At 69.8% G+C, this 17,903-nt stretch carries 12 protein-coding genes and 1 pseudogene; 7 read left to right on the plus strand and 6 right to left on the minus strand.

What is annotated here, in order from left to right; all coding sequences use genetic code 11:
* Positions 1–287: pseudogene (locus E3O42_RS18335) on the plus strand (HNH endonuclease signature motif containing protein); the annotation flags it as partial.
* Positions 288–340: 53 nt separating this feature from the next.
* Here the strand turns inward: E3O42_RS18335 and E3O42_RS12230 are convergent.
* The 4 genes from E3O42_RS12230 to fdhA form a co-directional block, all read right to left on the minus strand.
* A complete protein-coding gene (locus tag E3O42_RS12230) occupies positions 341–943 on the minus strand; it encodes an NADPH-dependent FMN reductase (RefSeq protein WP_134454208.1) in 603 nt (200 codons plus the stop codon).
* A 129-nt stretch (positions 944–1,072) separates the two neighbouring features.
* Positions 1,073–2,266, minus strand: coding sequence for a molybdopterin molybdotransferase MoeA (locus E3O42_RS12235; RefSeq protein ID WP_134454209.1), 1,194 nt, complete (start codon positions 2,264–2,266; stop codon positions 1,073–1,075).
* Between the two features lie 135 nt (positions 2,267–2,401).
* Entirely contained in the window at positions 2,402–3,145 is a 744-nt protein-coding gene (gene mobA, locus E3O42_RS12240) for a molybdenum cofactor guanylyltransferase (protein ID WP_134454210.1), read from the minus strand.
* A 139-nt stretch (positions 3,146–3,284) separates the two neighbouring features.
* Entirely contained in the window at positions 3,285–4,502 is a 1,218-nt protein-coding gene (fdhA, locus tag E3O42_RS12245; RefSeq protein ID WP_134454211.1) for a formaldehyde dehydrogenase, glutathione-independent, read from the minus strand.
* A gap of 281 nt (positions 4,503–4,783) precedes the next feature.
* Between fdhA and E3O42_RS12250 the strand changes: the two genes are divergently transcribed.
* Positions 4,784–5,908 (plus strand): AI-2E family transporter, encoded by a 1,125-nt coding sequence (locus E3O42_RS12250; RefSeq protein ID WP_134454212.1) that lies wholly within the window; start codon positions 4,784–4,786, stop codon positions 5,906–5,908.
* Between the two features lie 23 nt (positions 5,909–5,931).
* Here the strand turns inward: E3O42_RS12250 and E3O42_RS12255 are convergent, their stop codons facing one another.
* Positions 5,932–7,512 carry a Na+/H+ antiporter gene (locus E3O42_RS12255; RefSeq protein ID WP_241984810.1) on the minus strand — a complete coding sequence of 527 codons (1,581 nt, stop codon included), beginning with the start codon at positions 7,510–7,512 and terminating at the stop codon, positions 5,932–5,934.
* Between the two features lie 128 nt (positions 7,513–7,640).
* Between E3O42_RS12255 and E3O42_RS12260 the strand changes: the two genes are divergently transcribed.
* The 5 genes from E3O42_RS12260 to E3O42_RS12280 all read left to right on the plus strand — a co-directional run bounded on the left by E3O42_RS12260 (position 7,641) and on the right by E3O42_RS12280 (position 11,863).
* A complete protein-coding gene (locus tag E3O42_RS12260) occupies positions 7,641–8,498 on the plus strand; it encodes a class II fructose-bisphosphate aldolase (protein WP_134454213.1) in 858 nt (285 codons plus the stop codon).
* 1 nt (position 8,499) lies between these two features.
* Positions 8,500–9,288: an HAD-IA family hydrolase gene (locus E3O42_RS12265; RefSeq protein ID WP_134454214.1), complete on the plus strand. Its 789-nt coding sequence runs from the start codon at positions 8,500–8,502 to the stop codon at positions 9,286–9,288.
* Positions 9,285–9,974, plus strand: a complete 690-nt coding sequence (gene dhaL, locus E3O42_RS12270; RefSeq protein WP_134454215.1) for a dihydroxyacetone kinase subunit DhaL — start codon at positions 9,285–9,287, stop codon at positions 9,972–9,974. The genes E3O42_RS12265 and dhaL overlap by 4 nt, the downstream gene beginning before the upstream one ends.
* Positions 9,975–10,045: 71 nt before the next feature.
* A complete protein-coding gene (gene dhaK / locus E3O42_RS12275) occupies positions 10,046–11,041 on the plus strand; it encodes a dihydroxyacetone kinase subunit DhaK (RefSeq protein WP_134454216.1) in 996 nt (331 codons plus the stop codon).
* Positions 11,042–11,185: 144 nt separating this feature from the next.
* Positions 11,186–11,863 (plus strand): maleylpyruvate isomerase N-terminal domain-containing protein, encoded by a 678-nt coding sequence (locus tag E3O42_RS12280; protein WP_134454217.1) that lies wholly within the window; start codon positions 11,186–11,188, stop codon positions 11,861–11,863.
* Positions 11,864–12,304: 441 nt separating this feature from the next.
* Here E3O42_RS12280 and E3O42_RS12285 read toward each other — a convergent pair whose 3' ends face one another.
* Positions 12,305–17,749 (minus strand): DUF4011 domain-containing protein, encoded by a 5,445-nt coding sequence (locus E3O42_RS12285; RefSeq protein WP_134454218.1) that lies wholly within the window; start codon positions 17,747–17,749, stop codon positions 12,305–12,307.
* Between the last annotated feature and the right edge of the window lie 154 nt (positions 17,750–17,903).

A 17,903-nucleotide genomic window follows, 5' to 3' on the forward strand; every position in this document is an offset into this window, starting at 1 on the left:
ACATCGACCACACCACCGCATGGGAGCACGACGGACCCACCGATCACGACAACCTGGCCCACCTCTGCGCCTCCCACCACCGCCTCAAACACCAAACACTGTGGGACGTAGTCCAAGAACCGGGCGGGGTCCTGCGCTGGACCTCACCGGCCGGCCAAACCCACCGCACCAACCCCGAAACCACCCTCGGACCACCACCCACACTGACCCCGATCACACAGCCGCCGGCTCCGCCCGTGACACCGGCGGTGTCACAGGATCGGTCCGATGAACAGCCACCTTTCTAGGCGGTTTGCAGTCACCGGACCGTCTAGGAGTCACACGTTGGGACGGTGCTGGGTCACTTTCTGGAGTTGGGATCGTCGTCACCGATGTGTCCCGGCGCGTTTGCGGTGAGCACCCGTTGCACGAAAGCCGAATACTCCTCCATGTAGTGGCGAAGGAATGACCTGGTGGACTCGTCGGTGACCTCGCCGTTAGGACCGTATGCGGCAGCGTCGAAGTGGATATATGCCTCGGGTGAGTTGAGCTGAGGGGCATCGAGGAAGCTCAGGACACTGCGCATCGACGACTGCATGACTGCGGTGCCGATGCCGCCGGGGGACGCGCCGATAATGCCGGTGGGCTTGCGCGCGAAGGAGTTGCTTCCCCACGGCCTGGACCCCCAGTCGATCGCATTCTTCAGAGCGCCGGGGATCGAACGATTGTATTCAGGGGAGACGAAGAGGATGCCGTCCGAGGAGTCGATGGCCTCTTTGAGAGTGCGGCCAGCCGGCGGGAAGTCCGCGTCGAAGTCCGGGTTGTACAGTGGCAGGTTCCTGATCGGTATCTCGGTGAATTCGAGTTCCTCGGGGGCGAGAGCGATCAGCGCCGTGGAGAGGGTGCGGTTGATGGAGGTACTGCTCAGGCTGCCAACGAAGTAGCCGATCGTGTAGGTCGCCATGTCTATCCTCTTTCCCGAATATGTCGACAGGAAATCTGAAGTTGACGCAGTGGACCCACGGCCTCGATATCTGTCGATCCCTTTCGGTTTAGCACTCCGGCCCGGTGACCGACAGGGTCAGCACACCGGCTACCAGGGCAGCGGAAGCGTGGCGACGGGCTCGGGGGAGCACGCACCGCCGGGCGGCACCACGGCCACCCCGTCCGCCTCGGCGAGCCCGCGCAACATGCCGGAACCCTGACGTGCCGTGGGCACCGCGCCCTCGTCCGTGAACCGGTACGCCACCAGACGGGTCGACCCGCTCAGGTTGGCGATGTCGTGTGCGAGGGCCACCCGGCCCAGCGGCACCAGTGGGCGGCCGAGCATCCCGTCGATCAGTGGCATGCCGAGGCTGGCCAGGACCAGCATTGCGGCCAGGGGATTGCCGGGCAGGCAGAGCATCAGTCGCCCGTCGGCCAGCCGGGCGAGCATCACGGGATGGCCGGGACGCATCCGTACGCCGTCGATGAGCACAGTGGCCCGGAGCGCGGTGAGCGCGGCGCGCAGGTGGTCGGCCGGACCGCGGGCACTGCCACCGGTGCTGATCACCAGCTCGGCGGTGCTCGACCGGATGGCGTCGATGGTCTGCTCGAGGTCGTCGGGCAGCCGCCGCAGGTCGCTCAGCCGCACACCCAAACCCCTCAGCAGGGCCGGGAACTCGGGGGAGTATGCGTCACGCACCTGTCCGGGACCGGGGATGCCGGACTCGATCACCTCGGTGCCGAGCAGCAACAGCTCCACGGCCGGCGGTGTCGTCACGGTGAGGGTGTCGTGGCCAGTCACCGCCGCCAGCGCGACGCGCGGAACGGTGAGCACGCAGCCGGGCTCGAGCATCCTCTCGTCGAGCCCGCACTCCTCGCCGCGGGCGCGCACGTGCTCGCCGAGTGCCGGCTCGTGCGCGCCGGTGTGCGCCGAGCGGATGAGCGTGGGCACGGTGACGGCCGCAGACGCCGACACGAGCTCACCCTTTTCAGAGCGCAGGATGCCGTGGGTGCCGGCCGGCACGCAGGCGCCGGTGGCGATGGGCCGCGCGGTCCCGGGCGCGAGGACCGTCATCGTCGGAGGGTCGCCCGCCAGGATCGGTTCGCCAAGGATCCACGGCTCATCGCCGCTGACGGCCCAGCCGTCCATAGCGGATGATGCGAAGCTCGGCAGCGCGGTCAGCGAGCGCACTGTGGTGGCGAGGGTGCGGCCGACGGCGTCCGTGAGTGCCACGAATTCGGTGGCACGCGGCATCTCCGCGCCCCGTCGATGCACGGTGGCCCTGGCCTCCAGCCACTCCATCAGAGGACCACGCGGATGGCCGCGTCGCTGATGCCGCGCGACCCGAATCGGACCGTTCGGCCGGTGTGGATCATGGGCATAGCGGGCTCCTCGAGGATCGTCGACGACAGTGTCGCCTGAGTCAAGGCTAGCCAGTCACGGTTCTTGCTGCGGGGTGCCCGGCGGTGCGGCGGAAGCGGGGATGACGATGCCGAGCCTGGCCGCGTCGGCCGGGGTGTCGACGTCGTCGCCGAGAGCGTCGGGAAGCCGCAGCTCCACGAGGGTGAGGGCGCCGATCAGGCTCGTCACCGAGAGGTTCTCCGCCGGCCGCATCGCCGCGGCGGAGACGAGCGCCGCACGCCGGTAGACGGCGAGCAGCGGCTGGCGCCGGCCGCCCGCATCGACGCTGATCAGGCCGTCGACGTCCGGGGAGGTCGAGAGTCGGTCGAGTTCGGCCAGAAGGAGAGGCACAGCGTTCTCCGCTCGGATGAGGTCGCCGGCGAGTACAACTATCCAGTCCGTGCCTGTGGCTGCGCCGCCGGATTCGCGGGCCAATGCCTCGAGGCCGGCCACGATCGCCGCGGCCGGGCCGCCCCATCGCGGTTGTTCAACGGCACGCAACACGCCAGCGGGGAGGCTTCTGTCCGATCCCACCACGCAGGTTCGCCGGGCGCCGGAAGCGGCGGCCAGTACTCCGTCGAGCAGGCTGCGGCCCCGCCAGACCAGAGCGGTTTTGTCGATACCGTCCAGCCGCCTGGCCCGGCCGCCGGCGACGATGATCGCGTCCCACTGGCGACCTGCACCCTCCCGACCGGCACCGCCCTGACCGGCACCGCCCTGACCGGCACCGCCCTGACCGGCGGCCGAAGCCGGCGTGGGATCGGTGTCGTGACGGGGCATCCTGCTGAGTCCTTGCGCTCGGGTCGCGAACAGGCGACCAGATCAGGCTACCCGGGCGTGGCGCAACAAACCGGGACCGGGCCGCATGATGCCGCCCGATCCCGGTTGCTGCCTACAGGCTGTCCAGGTCTGAGCTCAGTCAGTCCTTGAGGTAGCCGTTCGGGTTGAGCACGTACTTTGTTGCCGCACCGGCGTCGAATTCGGCGTACCCGCGGGGGGCATCCTCGAGGCTGATCGGCTGCGCGTGCACGGCCTTGGCGATCTGCACCTTGTCGTGCAGAATCGCCATCATCAGCTGACGGTTGTACTTCATCACCGGGCACTGGCCAGTGGTGAACGACAGCGATTTGGCCCAACCGGTTCCGAGGCTGAGTGACAACGAACCCACCTTGGCGGCTTCCGTCGCAGCTCCCGGGTCACCTGTGACGTACAGCCCGGGAATGCCGAGCGCACCGCCGGCCGCAGTGATGCTCATGAGCGAGTTCAGCACGGTTGCCGGCTTCTCAGTACCGGCATCCTTGCCGTGGCCGTGCGCCTCGAATCCGACGGCGTCGACCGCCGCATCCACCTCGGGCACACCCAGGATCTGTTCGATCTGATCCTGCGGCTCACCCTTGGTGAGGTCTACGGTCTCGCAGCCGAAGCTGCGGGCCTGCGCCAGCCGCTCCGGGTTGAGGTCGCCCACGATCACCACGGCGGCACCCAACAGCTGCGCCGAAACGGCGGCGGCGAGTCCCACCGGTCCAGCGCCGGCGATGTAGGCCGTGGAGCCCACGCCGATGCCGGCGGTGAAGGCGCCGTGGAACCCGGTCGGGAAGATGTCCGACAGCATGGTGAGGTCGAGGATCTTCTCCAGTGCCTGCTCGCGGTCCGGGAACTTCAGCAGGTTCCAATCCGCGTAGGGCACGAGCACGTACTGCGACTGCCCGCCGACCCAGCCACCCATGTCGACGTACCCGTACGCGCTACCCGGACGGTCCGGGTTCACGTTCAGGCAGACACCGGTCTTGCGTTCCTTGCAGTTGCGACAGCGACCGCAGGAGATGTTGAACGGGACGGACACGATGTCGCCGACCTTGATGAACTCGACGTCGCGGCCGACTTCGACAACCTCGCCGGTGATCTCGTGGCCGAGGACCAGGCCCATCGGAGCCGTCGTGCGTCCACGCACCATGTGCTGGTCGGAGCCACAGATGTTCGTGGTGATGGTTCTCAGGATGACGCCGTGCTGAACCTGGCGGCCGATATTCGCCGGGTTGACGCCGGGTCCGTCTTTCAGTTCAAAGGTGGGGTAGTCGATGTCGATAACGTCGACCTTGCCCGGACCTTCGTAAGCAACTGCTCTGTTTCCTGCCATTATTTGTATCCTCCTTGATACCTGTCGTGACACCTGAACCGGTTCGGTTCGCGCTTGTGGCGCCCGGCATCCCCAGTCGTGTTTCTCGGTGGTTCGCTCTCAGCAACAGAACGCGCTGGAACACCACCCATGGCACTCCACCACACTGGGAATTTCAAGGGTGTCGGCGAACGAAAACGTGTGTATCGTGTCAGTGTCGAACCCCAAAATTCGCCTAAGGCTGAGCACGAACTCACGTGTTTTATCGAGCTCTATCGTGAAACCTTGTTTAGGGTGGTCACATGCGAATTCCCGACAACACCGGCGCCCGCACGGCCGTGCCCCGCACCGACGGTCCTACGACGTTGCGCACCCTGCTGACCGACAAGCTGGGCTGGCTCGGCCTACGCAGTGCGCAGATCCTCCTCGCGCTCGCGCTGGTCGCGGTGGTCATCTTCGTCCTCGTGCAGGTGAAGCTCGTGGTGATCCCGCTGCTGATCGCGATCATTCTGGCGTCAGCGCTGAGCCCGGTGGTCGGATGGCTGCGCCGCCGGGGGCTCTCGCCCCTTGTGGCCACCTGGGTCACCCTGCTGACCGCCATCATCGTGTTCGGCGGCATCGTGACCCTGATCGTCGTCGCCGTCGAAAACCAGTGGAGCGAGCTGGCGACGAGCGCATCCGACGGTATCGACCAGTTGTCCACCTTCCTCACCGAGGGTCCGCTGGCCGTCGACGCCGCCCAGATCGAGGATGCCCGCAACGCCGGCATCGACTTCCTCACCAGCAGCCAGTTCGGCTCCGGCGCCCTCGCAGGGGTGTCGGTGGCGACGGAGATCATCACCGGCGCCGTGCTCGTCGTCGTGATCCTGTTCTTCTTCCTCAAGGACGGCGATGTCATCTGGAAGTTCTTCCTGCGTCCTTTCCGCGGCGAGCGCCTACAGCGCGGTCGCCGCATCGGCACCACCTCGGTGCGGGTGCTCGGCGGGTACGTGCGCGGAACGGCGGTCATCGCCTTCGTCGATGCCGCCGCGATCGGCATCGGCCTCGCCATCCTCGGGGTGCCGTTGGCGCTGCCGCTGGCGGTCATCGTCTTCCTCACGGCGTTCATCCCGCTGATCGGTGCGACAGTGGCCGGCATCCTGGCCGCCCTCGTGGCGCTGGTCGCCACCGACTGGATCACCGCCTTGATCGTCGTGGGCATCGTGGTGGTGGTCAACCAGCTCGAGGGCAACTTCCTGCAGCCCGTCGTGATGGCACAGTCGCTCAAGCTGCACCCGCTGGTGATCCTCGTCGCCCTGACCGCCGGCACGATCCTGGCCGGCATCATCGGTGCCGTGCTCGCCGTGCCCATCGCCGCCGTCGGCTGGGCCATCGTCAAGACCTGGGACGCCCCGCCGGAGCTCACCGGCCAGCCCAAGCTGGCCTAGCCGCTCCAGCGCTCCGGGCAGCCTCAGCCGTCGTGGTGCTTGGGCGATCCGGCCTTGAGCGCGGACTCCTCCACATCGATGAACGCCAGCGCCGAACGGATGGCCGGCTCCTGGTAGCGGCCCTCCACCCGGGCGGCCAGCACCGCCGCGCGCTCGGCCTCGATCATGGCCCGCCGCAGCCGGTTGTACGCGGCCGGCAGCGGCTCGGCGTCATCCGGAGCGGGGTTGTCCAGCGCGTTGGCGAGGAAGTGGGCGTTGGTGCGCAACCGGCCGATCACGCGGTCCTCGTCGGCGTCGGTCACCTCGGCGTCCAGCCGGGCCAGGCCGGCGGTCTGCGCCTCGGCCAGGAGCATCTGCGCCTCGATCCGCTCCTGTGTCCGGTCCGGCGGCGGCAGGCGCAACCGGCGGATGATCCACGGTAGCGCCAGCCCCTGCAACAGCGTGCCGACCACCACGACGAAGGCCAGCAGCTGCAGGAGCTCGCGCTGGGGCGTCTCGGGCGGCAGCAGGAAGACGGCGGCGAGGGTGACCACCCCGCGCATCCCCGCGAACGACACGGCCACCCCGGTGCGCCAGCTCCAGCCGCGCTCCTGTAGCCGCCGCGGTCCGTACCGATAGATCGACGTGGTGATGGCCATCCACACGAAGCGCGACACGAGCAGGGCGGCGAGGACCACCAGGGAGATCCGCACGGTGGCCCAGAAGCCGGTGCCGGTGAGCCGGACACCCTCGAGAATCGACTCCAGGTTGAGGCCGATGAACAGGAACACGGCGTTCTCCAGCAGGAACTGGATGGTGCGCCAGTTGATCGACTCGGCGATGCGGGCCTCCGCCGACTGGATCACCGGCGCGCGGTAGCCCAGGAACAGGCCGGCGATCACCACCGCCAGCACCCCGGACCCGTGCACCAGCTCGCCGAGGATGAACGCCAGGTACGGCGTCACCAGCGACAGGCTGGTGTCGAGCACCGGCGCGTGCAGCTGCCGGCGGATCACGGCCAGCACGTAACCGACCGCGAGTCCGACCCCCACCCCGCCGACGACAGCGACGACGAAGTCGCCGGTCACCGAGAGCGGGCTCACCGTGCTGAGAATGGCCGCGATCGCAGCGTTCAGGGCCACCAGAGCGGTCGCGTCGTTGAGCAGGCTCTCACCCTCGAGCACCGTGACCACCCGCCGAGGCAGGCCCAGCCGCCCGGCGATGGCCGTGATCGCCACGGCATCCGTCGGCGCGACGACCGCGCCGAACGCGAACGCGGCGGCGAGCGAAATCGCCGGCACCACCAGCCAGGCGGTCAGCCCCACGGTCACGACGGTGAAGGCCACCAGGCCCACAGACAGCAGCAGGATGCCGTCCCGCCGGGCCCGCACATCCACGACCGAGGTGCGGATGGCTGCCGCGAACAGCAACGGAGGCAACAGGCCGTAGAGCACCAGCTCCGGCTCGAGCTCGATCTGCGGCACCGACGGCAGGAACGACGCCGCCGCGCCGACTACCACCAGCACGAACGGCGCCGACCAACCGATCCGCCGGGAGAAACCGGTCACGATCACCGTGACCACGACAAACACGACAATCCAGACAATGGTGATGACGGGGTCCATAGCGACAATTATGCGCAACCGGGCGCCGCCGCGGGAGAGGCGGCGCGGCTGCATCCATCCACGGCCCATTGCCGGTTGGTGAGTTGACGCCTACGATCCCCAGAAACACGCGAGGAAGCGAGGCGCACATGGCCGTGAGCACTCTCAAAGAGATCGTCGATCGTGCCTACGCCGAGAAATACGGCGTTCCCGCGATCAACATCGTGAACGACCTGACGATGGAGGCGGTGCTCGCCGGGGCCGTCGAAGCCCGCTCGCCGGTGATCGTGCAAACCTCTGTGAAGACCGTCAAGTCGATCGGCTCTGACGTGCTCTTCGCCATGTGGTCGGCGATGACCGCAGGCATCGACGTGCCGGTGGCGCTGCACCTGGACCACTGCCCGGACCGGGACGTCATCACGGACTGCCTCGAGCGCGGCTGGAACTCTGTGTTGTTCGACGCATCCACCCTGCCTGTGGAGGAGAACCAGCGCCAGACCATCGAGGTGGTTCGACAGGCCCGTAGCTTCGGCGCTCACGTGGAGGGCGAAATCGAGTCGATCACCGGCGTCGAAGACGGCGTGGGCAGCGACACCGAAGCAGCCAGGCAGAGCCTCGCCGTGTCGCTCAGATTCCTCGAGGCCACCGGCGTGGACGTTTTCGCGCCGGCGATCGGCAACGCCCACGGGGTGTACAAGCGAGAACCCGTGCTCGACTTCCAGCGGGTGAGCGACCTCGTCGCCGCCCACCCGATCCCGATCGCCCTGCACGGCGGCAGCGGCATGACCGACGCCCAGTTCACCGACCTCATCGCACGGGGCTGCGCCAAGGTGAACATCTCCACGGCGCTGAAGATCACCTACATGAAATCCAACCTCTCCTTCCTCACGGATGCCCAGGCCCGCGACAAGTGGGACCCACCGTCGCTGTTCGCGAAGGTGCGCACCGACATCGTCAACCTCACCCGGGGACTGGCCGAACAGTTCGGCAGCGCGGGGAAGGCCTGAGATGCCGGCACTGATCTTCGACTGCGACGGGGTGCTCGCCGACACCGAACGGGACGGGCACCTGCCGGCGTTCAACCAGACCTTCGACGAGTTCGGGGTGCCCGTGCAGTGGAGTGACTCCGACTATGCCGAGAAGGTGAAGATCGGCGGCGGCAAGGAACGAATGCGGAGCATCCTCACCCCTGACGTCGTGCGCGAGCTGGGCCTGCCGGAGGACCCGGCGGCCTGGGACGAGACCATCCTCGCCTGGCACCGCCGCAAGACCGCGATCTACACCAACCGGGTCGCCGAGGGGGTGCTGCCGGCTCGCCCCGGCATCCGTCGCCTCACCGAGGAGGCTGCCGCGGCCGGCTGGACCCTCGCCGTGGCCTCGACCTCGGCCGAGGCGTCGGTGCGGGCTGTGCTCACCCACGCGGTGGGGCCGGAACTCTCCGCCGGGTTCCACGTCTTCGCGGGCGACATCGTGCCGGCGAAGAAACCCGCCCCCGACATCTACCTGCACGCCCTGCGCGAGCTGGGCGTCGACACGAGAGACGCGCTGGTGATCGAGGACAGCGAGAACGGGTTGCGGGCCGCGCTCGCCGCCGGGCTCGCGACCGTCGTGACCGTGAGCAGCTACACGGCTGAGGAAGACTTCGACGGGGCCACCCTCGTGGTCTCCTCGCTCGGCGACCCCACCGGGCCCGCCGCCGAGACCCTGGCCGACCCGACCGGCATCCACCCCGGCCCCTATGTGCGGCTGGCGGACCTTGTCACGATCCTCACCCGAACTGGAAGCGAGACACCATGACCAGCCTGGCCGACACCGAATTCGTCGTGCACAGCATCGCCCAGACGGCGGTCGACAACGAGAAGCAGTTCGGCGACCTGGACGCCGTCGTCGGCGACGGTGACTTCGGCTACTCGCTCGCCAGGGGCTTCGAAATCGTCCTCGCCGACTGGGACGAGTACGACCGCATCAGCCCGAGCGCGTTCCTGCAGAAGGTGGGCATGGTCATCTCCGGGCGCATCGGTGGGACCTCCGGGCCGCTCTGGGGCACCGCCTTCCTGCGCGCGTCCATCGCCGTCAAGGGTAAGGACGAGGTGAGCGGCACCGACGCCGTCGCGATGCTGCGCAGCGCGATCGACGGCATCAAGTCGCGCGGCAATTCCGACGTGGGCGACAAAACCCTGCTCGATGCCCTGGTTCCGATGACGGATGCCCTCGAGGAGGAGGTCGCGGCCGGCACCGATGCGCCCGGTACCCTGCACCGCATGGCCGCTGTAGCCCGGCAGGCCTCCGACCGGACCGCCATGATGCAGGCCAGACGCGGCCGGGCCAGCTACACCGGGGAGCGCAGCATCGGCTCGCCGGACCCCGGCGCGGTGGCGGTGGCCGTCATCCTTGAGCGACTCAGCGCCGAGTGGGATGCCCGGGTGGGCTCATCCGCGGCCACCCAGAACGACGCCGAACGGCCATCCAGCCACACAGACTGACGTGAATATCGAGCTGAGCGAGTGTGCTGCACGAGCATCCGACTGACCGAGCACCGCCAAGAGAGGGAGCCATGAAGAAATTCGTCAACGATCCGAAGCAGTACGTTCCGGAGATGCTCAAGGGCATCGCGCTGGCCAACCCCGACACGCTGAAGTACGTGCCCGCGTACAACTTGATCATGCGTGCCGACAGCCCCAACCCCGACCGGGTGTCGATCATCCAGGGCTCGGGCTCCGGGCACGAACCCGCGCACGTGATGACGGTCGGCAGGGGCATGCTCGACGCGGCCTGCCCCGGCGACGTGTTCTCGGCACCGCCGATGGACTACGTGTACGAGACCACCAAGCTGCTGGCCTCGCCCAAGGGCGTGCTGTTGCTGGTGAACAACTACACCGGCGACCGGATGGCCTTCGAGATGGCGCAGGAGCTCAGCGCTGCCGACGGCGTGAAGGTGAAGACCCTGTTCATCGACGACGACGTCGCCGTCCAGGACTCCACCTACACGGTGGGACGGCGCGGGGTGGCCGGAAACTTCTTCGTGATGAAGGCCGTCGGCGCTGCCGCCGAGCAGGGCGCGGACCTGGACGAGTTGGTCCGGATCGGGGAGAAGGTGGACAGCGTCACCCGCACCATGGGGATCGCCCTCACCTCCTGCACCCCGCCGGCGAAGGGATCGCCGCTGTTCGAGTTGGGCGAGGATGAGATCGAGGTGGGCGTGGGCATCCACGGCGAGCCCGGGCGGCGCCGGGCGAAGCTCACCACGGCGAACGAGATGACCGACGAGATGCTGGATGCCGTCGTGAAGGACCTGCCCTATGTGGCCGGCGACAGGGTGGCGCTGATGATCAACGGGCTCGGCGGCACCCCGATCAGCGAGCTGTACATCCTGTTCGGGCGGGCGCACGAACGGCTCACCGAGCTGGGGATCACGGTGGGACGCAGCTACGTGGGCGAATACTGCACCTCGCTCGACATGGCGGGGGCGTCGCTGACCCTGGTGCGGCTCGATGATGAGATCGAGGCGCTGCTGGAGGCGCCCGCGGAGATCGCGGTGCGAGTGTTCTAGCCGCGACGCTGGGTGTGGGCCGGGCCCGAGGTGCGGGCCCGGCCTACACTCAGGACGTCCAGCGCGGATGTCGGGCGCGGGTGTCCGGCGTGGACTTCAGGCCCGACTCCGCACGAGCGCACGCGGTGCCGCTACTCTGTGGGCATGAGTGAGACTCCCAGCGACTGGTCAGACACGGTTTTCGCCTTCGACACGGCCACCAGGTGGTTCGTCGCGGTGACCGCCGGCATCGCCGAGCGCGCCGCCGGAAATGCCGAGGTCTGGGGGCAGCTGGGCCTGGGCGAGTGGAGTGTGCGCGACCTCGTCGGGCACACCAGCCGGGCCCTCTCCACCATCGAGACCTACCTCGACCTCGCGGCGGAGGAGGACGCCGTCGGCGTGGCCGCCCCCATCGAGGTCACCTCGCCGGCGGCGTACTTCGAACGCGCGCTCGCCGCGGGAACACCCGAGGTGATCGCGCAACGCGGTCGGGAGACCGCCGCCACCCTCGGCGCCCAGCCCGCGGTCGCGGTCGCGGCGCTCGCCGCCCGGGTGCTGGCCCGGGTGGCCACCCTCGACGGTTCCGAGCCGGCCGACACGCCGGCCGGCCGCATCCGAATCGCCGAGTACCTGCCGTCGCGCACCGTGGAACTCACCGTGCACACCAGCGACCTGCTGCAGAGCCAGGGGGTGCCGGCCGCCGAGCAGACCGTGCCGGAACCCGCCGCCGCCGCGACCCTGCACGTGCTTTCCGACCTGGCCGCCCACAAGGGCCTGGCCGCGCCGTTGCTGCGTGCCGCCACCGGCCGCGCCCCGCTGCCCGCGGGTTTCTCCGTGCTCTGAGTTGAGTTGAGTTGAGTTGAGTTGCCGTGCGGTGCCGCGGCGTGCCCTGCGGTGCCGTGGCCTGCGCCTCGTCTCGTGGCGCAGGATGCTCCTGGCTGCGCAGGTCGTTTCTGGCGGCGCAGGTTAATCGGCTCACTAACCTGCGCCGTGAGCACTAACCTGCGCCGCGAGGCATCTGGTGCGCCGCGAGCGTGCGCGAGAGCTCACTTGTGGCGCCATCGGTAAGCCGCCCCACGGATGCCTCTGCGCGCGTCGCTGCCCGTGTCGGTCTCCGCGGCACGTGTTGTACTCGCCGGCACGCGTAAGAACACGTGCCGGCGAGTACAACACCTGCCGCGAGCGCTAACAGGTTCCGGCGGGACAAACACCTGCCGCGAGCCTTAAAACGTGCCGCGGGAGCAAAAATGTGCCGCCAGGGGAGGCCGGACCTCGGCGGCCCGGCTACGCCAGCGCGGCGGCCTCGTGCGCCTGGCGGGCGGCGTCGAGGGCGTCCAGCTTCTCGGCGAGGCGGTCCAGCACCGCGTCGCGGTCGCCGAGCCACTCGGGCAGCCACACCCGCTCCACCGCAGGCCAACCCATCAGCCTGGAGAGCACCTCGACGGGCAGGCCGTCCCGGTCGGAGACCGTGCGGCGGGCCGCCCAGGTGGGGCCGTCGAGCAGCACGGCCATCACCGGATGCCCGGGCGCCCCGGCCGTGGCCACGCTGAGGTCCACCCGGAAGTCGGACAGCCCCACATCCGCGTGCACCGCGAAGCCGCGCTCGCGCAGGGCCTCGGCGATCTCCTCCCGGTGCCGGTCCAGGGCCCCGGACTGGCGCAGCGGGCTGGCCAGACCGTCGGAGCCGCCGGCGGCGAGGTCGAGGTAGGCCCGCAGGTCCTTCACCCCGGCCGAGATGGTCTCCTCGGCGCGCAGGTCGGCGGGTGCGAAGCTGCTGAACACGATCACCTGGCGCCTGGCCCGGGTGATCGCCACGTTCAGGCGGCGCTCGCCGCCGGGCAGGTTGAGCGGACCGAAGTTCAACGGCAGCCGGCCGGAGGCATCCGCGCTGAACGCCGTGGAGAACAGGATGGTGTCGCGCTCGTCGCCCTGCACGTTCTCCAGGTTCTTCACGAACAGGCCGTCAGTGTCGGTGTCGAGGGCGTGCACGATGCGATCGTCGCCGCTGTCGCGGAGACTGCCCTCGATGAGGGCCCGCTGCTGCACGTTGAAGGTGATCACTCCGATGGACGGGGTGCCCTCGGGCTCGGCGGCGAACCGGGCCAGGATCTCGGCGACGATGGCCTGGGCCTCGACCGGGTTGGTGCGCAGGCTCTTGCCCGTGCCGCTGCGCAGGAAGGCCCCGTCGACCCGGCGGAGGCTCACTCCGTAGCCCGCGGAGCCGGTGCCGGCAGCCGAGCCGGAGCCCGTGCCGGCAGCCGTGCCCGCACCGTGATGCGGAGCCGGGAACGAGGACAACCGGTCACGGTAGTACGCGCGGTTGCTGAAGGCGATCAGCGATTCATCCTGGCTGCGGTAGTGCCAGGACAGCCACTTGCTGGGCACCTGGGCCTGCACGCACTCCGACAGGATCGACTCCTCGTCGCGGACGAACTCGAGGGTGTCGCCGTCTTCCTCGCCCGAGCCGATGGTCGACTCCGCGAACGAGGTGGGCGGCATCTGCTTGCTGTCGCCGACCACCACCACCGAGCGGGCCCGCCCCATGGCGCCGACGGCGTCGGATACCCGCACCTGGGAGGCCTCGTCGAAGACCACGATGTCGAAAAGGCCGGCCTGGGCGGGGAAAAACCTGGCCACCGACTCCGGGCTCATCAGCATGCACGGCAGGATGTCGGTGATCAGGTCACCGAACTCGTGCATGAGCTCACGCACCCCCATGCCGCCGCGCTGCCGGTCCAGCTGACGTTTGAGCAGGCCGAGCCTGGCAGCCGTCTCCGCGGCCGGGCTCCCGGTCGTTTCCCCGGCGGTGTCCGGGGCGGCGCCGATGGTGCGCCGCCGCAGCACGCTGTAAGGGATGAAGGTGGGCAGATGCCGGCGCACTGCACCGGATGACGTGGTGAAGCGGGTGATCGAGCGGTTCTGGGCGGCGGCGTCGAACTGGTCCAGGGTGGTGGCCTGTCCGCGTTCGGCGACGGATGCGGTGGCGAGCCCCTTCTCGAACGCCAGGCCGGCGTCGTCGGCGTCGACCTCGCCGCGGAGGACCGCCGTGTGCGCGGCCGTGAGCCCGAGCCGAGCCAGCGGTTCGAGGTGTTCGAGCAGGGCGATCCACCGGGTGAGGGTGGGCAACCCCGGCGCCTGCGCGTCGCGTTCCTCGAGGCCGCGGGACCAGACGGCGACCAGGCCGCCGTCCGCAGCCCACCCGGTGATGGCGGCCGGTCCGGCACCGGTGGCCGTCATCACGGCCTGCAGGGCGAGGAGCGCCCGGTTCAGCGCGGTGGCGAGAGCCGGATCCGGTTCGGCGGTGGCGTCGAGGTAGTCGCGCAGGGCGGCCACGAAGTCAGCGCCGAGGTCGCGGTGCTCTGACGCGACGACGCCACCGGCCCAGCGCAGCCATGCGAGGCGGGCGGCGAGCGCGTCCCGGCCGGCGCCGGCGAGGGGGTTCCAGTCGTCCGGAATACTCACGCCGTCGACGGCCCGCACCCCGGCCCGCAGGGCGTGCAGCTGGGCCTGGCTGTCGGCGAGCTGGCCGGTGACGGTGGAGAGGGAGCCGAGAGGCACCTTGGCCCCTGGCCGCACCTCGGCGGCCAGCCGCGCGAACACGGCCTTCCGGCGGCCACGGCGACCGAAGAAGCTTGAGGCATCCGCCGCCTGGGCGTCCCGGTGCAGAGACGCGGCGTCCAGCCGCAGGGCACCGGGCTCGAGCACGGTCAACGCCGGGTGCTCGGCCTGCGCAAAAGTGGTGGTGGACTGCTCGGCGGCCGCCGCGGCCGCGACCCAGGCCGGGGAGCGGGTGCTATCGAGAGTGGCCAGCGGCACCCGATCCGCGTCGGCGAGACTGCTCAGGGAGACGAGCTCGGTAGGGCTGGCCGCTGCGGCCACGACGCTCGGGGTGGCGGCGACCACCGCGGCGGCGCCAGACCCGGCCGTCTCGTCGGCGCGGGGGAGCGCGGCCAGGGCCTCGTCCAGCTCCAGCGCGGCGCGGGCAACGGTGGCCAGGTCGAGGGGGGTGGCGGGCGGCGCGGTGATGAACGCCCACGGATGCTGCGGCCGCGGCCGGGCCGGATCGGTCGCCTCTGGCAGGTCCCGCAGCGTCCGCCGCAGCTCGTCGAGCTCGTCGGCCGTGATGCGCGCGGGCAGGTCGGCCGGCACGGGCAGGGCCCGCACGTCGTCGTCGGCCGTGAGCTGTGCGGTGCGGGCGGAGTAGAAGGACAGGCCGGCGCCGTTCTGTTCGTGCAACCGGTCGGTGTACCTGGCCAGGCTGCGCCGGGCGGTGCCGAGCACGTCGAGGTCGTTCTTCAGCCCCTGGCCGTCCACCGTCACCTTGTGCTCGAGGGCCTGCCGGATCTGGGCCCGCACGGCGGCGGGCTTGCTGGCCTTGTCGTGCAGGTCCAGGGCGAACGGGCCCATGCCCACCTCGTTCAGCCGGGCCTGCACCACCTGCAGGGCGGCGCGTTTCTCGGCGACGAACAGCACCTTCTTGCCCTCGTAGACGGCGCGGGTGAGCAGGTTGGTGATGGTCTGCGACTTGCCGGTGCCGGGTGGGCCCTCGAGCACGAAGGTGCGCTCGGCGATGGCCTCGGCCACGGCGGCCAATTGCGACGAGTCACCGGGCACCGGGCACTCGGCGCCGAGCGCGTCGAGGTCGGCGGGCGCCGGCAGCGCCACCGGGTCGACGAACGGCTGGGTGGGGGTGTGCACGAGGTGGCTCACCAGGGAGTTCTCGGCCAGCGTCTGCCAGTTCTCGTCGAGGTCCTTCCAGAGCCGGAACTTGGCGAACTGCAGGATCGACAGGTCGAGGGTCTCCTCGACCCGGTAGGGCAGCCCGGCCGCCAACAGCGCCTCGCGGGTGGCGCGGAACGCGGCGGCCAGGTCGATGCCGGCGGTGTCGATACGGGCAGCGTCCCCGGCGGTGTCGGCGACAGGGGTCGCCAGGCCGTCGATCGTGAGGCCGTGCAGCTGCCGGAGCTTCTCGAGCAGGCAGTAGTTGGGCGTGGATGCCCCGGCCTCGTCGAGCCGCACCCTGTAGTCGCCGCCGCGGCCGGCCGCTTCGAGCACCACGGGAACGAGCACCAGTGGGCTGCGGAGTTCCCGGTCGTTCGCGGTCCAGACCAGCGAGCCGAAGGCCAGGTAGAGGTTGTTGGCGCCGGTCTCCTGCACCACGGTGCGGGCCTTGTAGGCCAGCGCCCGCAGCTTGGTGGCATAGGCGGCGTCGGTAACGTCGGCGTAGACGGCCTTCTTGTCGGCGAGCACCGCCACGAGCTGGTCGACGGGCAGGTCCCGGCCGAACCGGATGCCGCGCTCCCGGTCGGTCGTCGTCATCCGGTCGGCGGGCAGCAGGGTCAACCCGGTGCCGCCGGTCACGAGGTCTTCGACACCGGCCAGATGCTGGTCGGGCACCGTTAGTGCGAGGGCGCCGCGTTCGGTGAAGTTGATCAGCCGGTTACGCAGACTCAGGTCGAGCAGGGCGTTCTTCCACTGGGTGATTCGGGGCGGCGTACTACTGGGCGGCGTGCTCAGGGACGGGCTGGTCGGGGCCCCGGCGGCGCTCGCCGCATCCGCCCCGGACGCCGCGCCGGTGCCGCCGGGCGAGACGATCGCCGGCCGGTACTCGGTGACGACCACGGTGCCGTCGCCGGTCACGGTGCGGGCGGGCAGCGGCAGGATGTGCGTGCGCCGCGCCTGCACCACGTCGACCACGCCGATCACGGTGTCCAGATCGGCGAGCCACTCCAGGTAGGGGGAGCGCTGGGCCTGCGCGAAGGTGACCGGAGTGCCGGCGCCATGGTCGGTGACCTGGGTGGTCTCCACGAGCCGGATCAGGTCGAGGTCGATGAGGTTGATCACCTCGGCCACGTCGGTGAGCGCGGGCGCGCCGAGGGTCTCCTCTTCACGCCAGTAGCCGAGGAACGCGTGCCCGGCGACCACCCACAGCAGTGGATGCAGCCCGGCCTGCTCGAGGGCGGCGGCCATCACGACGACGGTGTCGAGGCAGGTGCCCACCCCGCCCACCCCGCCCGCCCCGCCCCGGTCGGCCGTGCCCAGCACCTCGCCGGGCGTGCGCACCTTCTGGCCGTCGTCGGACCAGCTGGCCGGCGGGGTGGCGTAGCGGATGCCGCGGGCCCGCATGGCCACGAACACCGACTCGACCACCTGGTCGACCCGGTCGGGGCCCGACTGGTAGCCGGGCATCGCTGCCGAGCCGGTGCGGGCCTCGAGCGCCGCGGCGGCCTCGTCCAGCAGGACCGCGATCTCGGGGTGGTTGGGCAGCACGTGCGCCGAGAGCATCTCCAGCGCCAGGTCCACGGGCTGGGCGATCCACTGTTGGGCGGCGAGCAACTGGATGGGCTCGCCGGCCTCGGCTACGACGATGCCGTCGATGAGCAGGCTGGCCCGGATCTCGGCCGGGCGCTGCTCCTCGATGAGCAGCATGGCGGCGGGGTCGACGGTGAGGGAGACATCCGTGAAGGTGGCGGTGCGCTCGGCGGCGAGGTCCACGAGCAGGTCACGTGCGCTGCCGAGGGTGTCGCCGGCACTGAGCACCTCGAGCCGTAGCACGGCCTCCCGCACGGCGGGACCGCGGTTGTCGACGCCCACCCGGCCGACCACGTTGATGCGGTTGTGCGCCAGGGCGTAGCTGAGCACCGGCGTCGCGGTCAGCGAGAGGGTGATCAGACCGGAACCGCGGATGGCTGACTCAGTGACAATCGAATCCAGCTCTGTCGATTCCATCGGGGCTCCTCAATATTGCCGTGCGGGTGCTGCGTGGTTCCCCTCGTTCGGGGCCCTTAAGTCAATCATCGGCGACGGGAGGGGGGACCACGACCCGCCAGGCTCGGCCCAACTCTGCTAAGCTCTTGAGGTTGCCGTTCAACGGCCGCGGATA

The organism is Cryobacterium adonitolivorans, assembly GCF_004402695.1.
GTDB classification, from domain to species: Bacteria; Actinomycetota; Actinomycetes; order Actinomycetales; family Microbacteriaceae; genus Cryobacterium; species Cryobacterium adonitolivorans.

Bases quoted from the DNA above. Each gene is read 5' to 3' on its own strand.
- E3O42_RS12285 (WP_134454218.1), bottom strand. From the start codon at position 17,749: ATGGAATCGACAGAGCTGGATTCGATTGTCACTGAGTCAGCCATCCGC.
- E3O42_RS12250 (WP_134454212.1), top strand. From the start codon at position 4,784: ATGCGAATTCCCGACAACACCGGCGCCCGCACGGCCGTGCCCCGCACC.
- dhaL (WP_134454215.1), top strand. From the start codon at position 9,285: ATGACCAGCCTGGCCGACACCGAATTCGTCGTGCACAGCATCGCCCAG.
- E3O42_RS12255 (WP_241984810.1), bottom strand. From the start codon at position 7,512: ATGGACCCCGTCATCACCATTGTCTGGATTGTCGTGTTTGTCGTGGTC.
- E3O42_RS12260 (WP_134454213.1), top strand. From the start codon at position 7,641: ATGGCCGTGAGCACTCTCAAAGAGATCGTCGATCGTGCCTACGCCGAG.
- dhaK (WP_134454216.1), top strand. From the start codon at position 10,046: ATGAAGAAATTCGTCAACGATCCGAAGCAGTACGTTCCGGAGATGCTC.
- fdhA (WP_134454211.1), bottom strand. From the start codon at position 4,502: ATGGCAGGAAACAGAGCAGTTGCTTACGAAGGTCCGGGCAAGGTCGAC.
- E3O42_RS12230 (WP_134454208.1), bottom strand. From the start codon at position 943: ATGGCGACCTACACGATCGGCTACTTCGTTGGCAGCCTGAGCAGTACC.
- E3O42_RS12280 (WP_134454217.1), top strand. From the start codon at position 11,186: ATGAGTGAGACTCCCAGCGACTGGTCAGACACGGTTTTCGCCTTCGAC.
- mobA (WP_134454210.1), bottom strand. From the start codon at position 3,145: ATGCCCCGTCACGACACCGATCCCACGCCGGCTTCGGCCGCCGGTCAG.
- E3O42_RS12235 (WP_134454209.1), bottom strand. From the start codon at position 2,266: ATGGAGTGGCTGGAGGCCAGGGCCACCGTGCATCGACGGGGCGCGGAG.
- E3O42_RS12265 (WP_134454214.1), top strand. From the start codon at position 8,500: ATGCCGGCACTGATCTTCGACTGCGACGGGGTGCTCGCCGACACCGAA.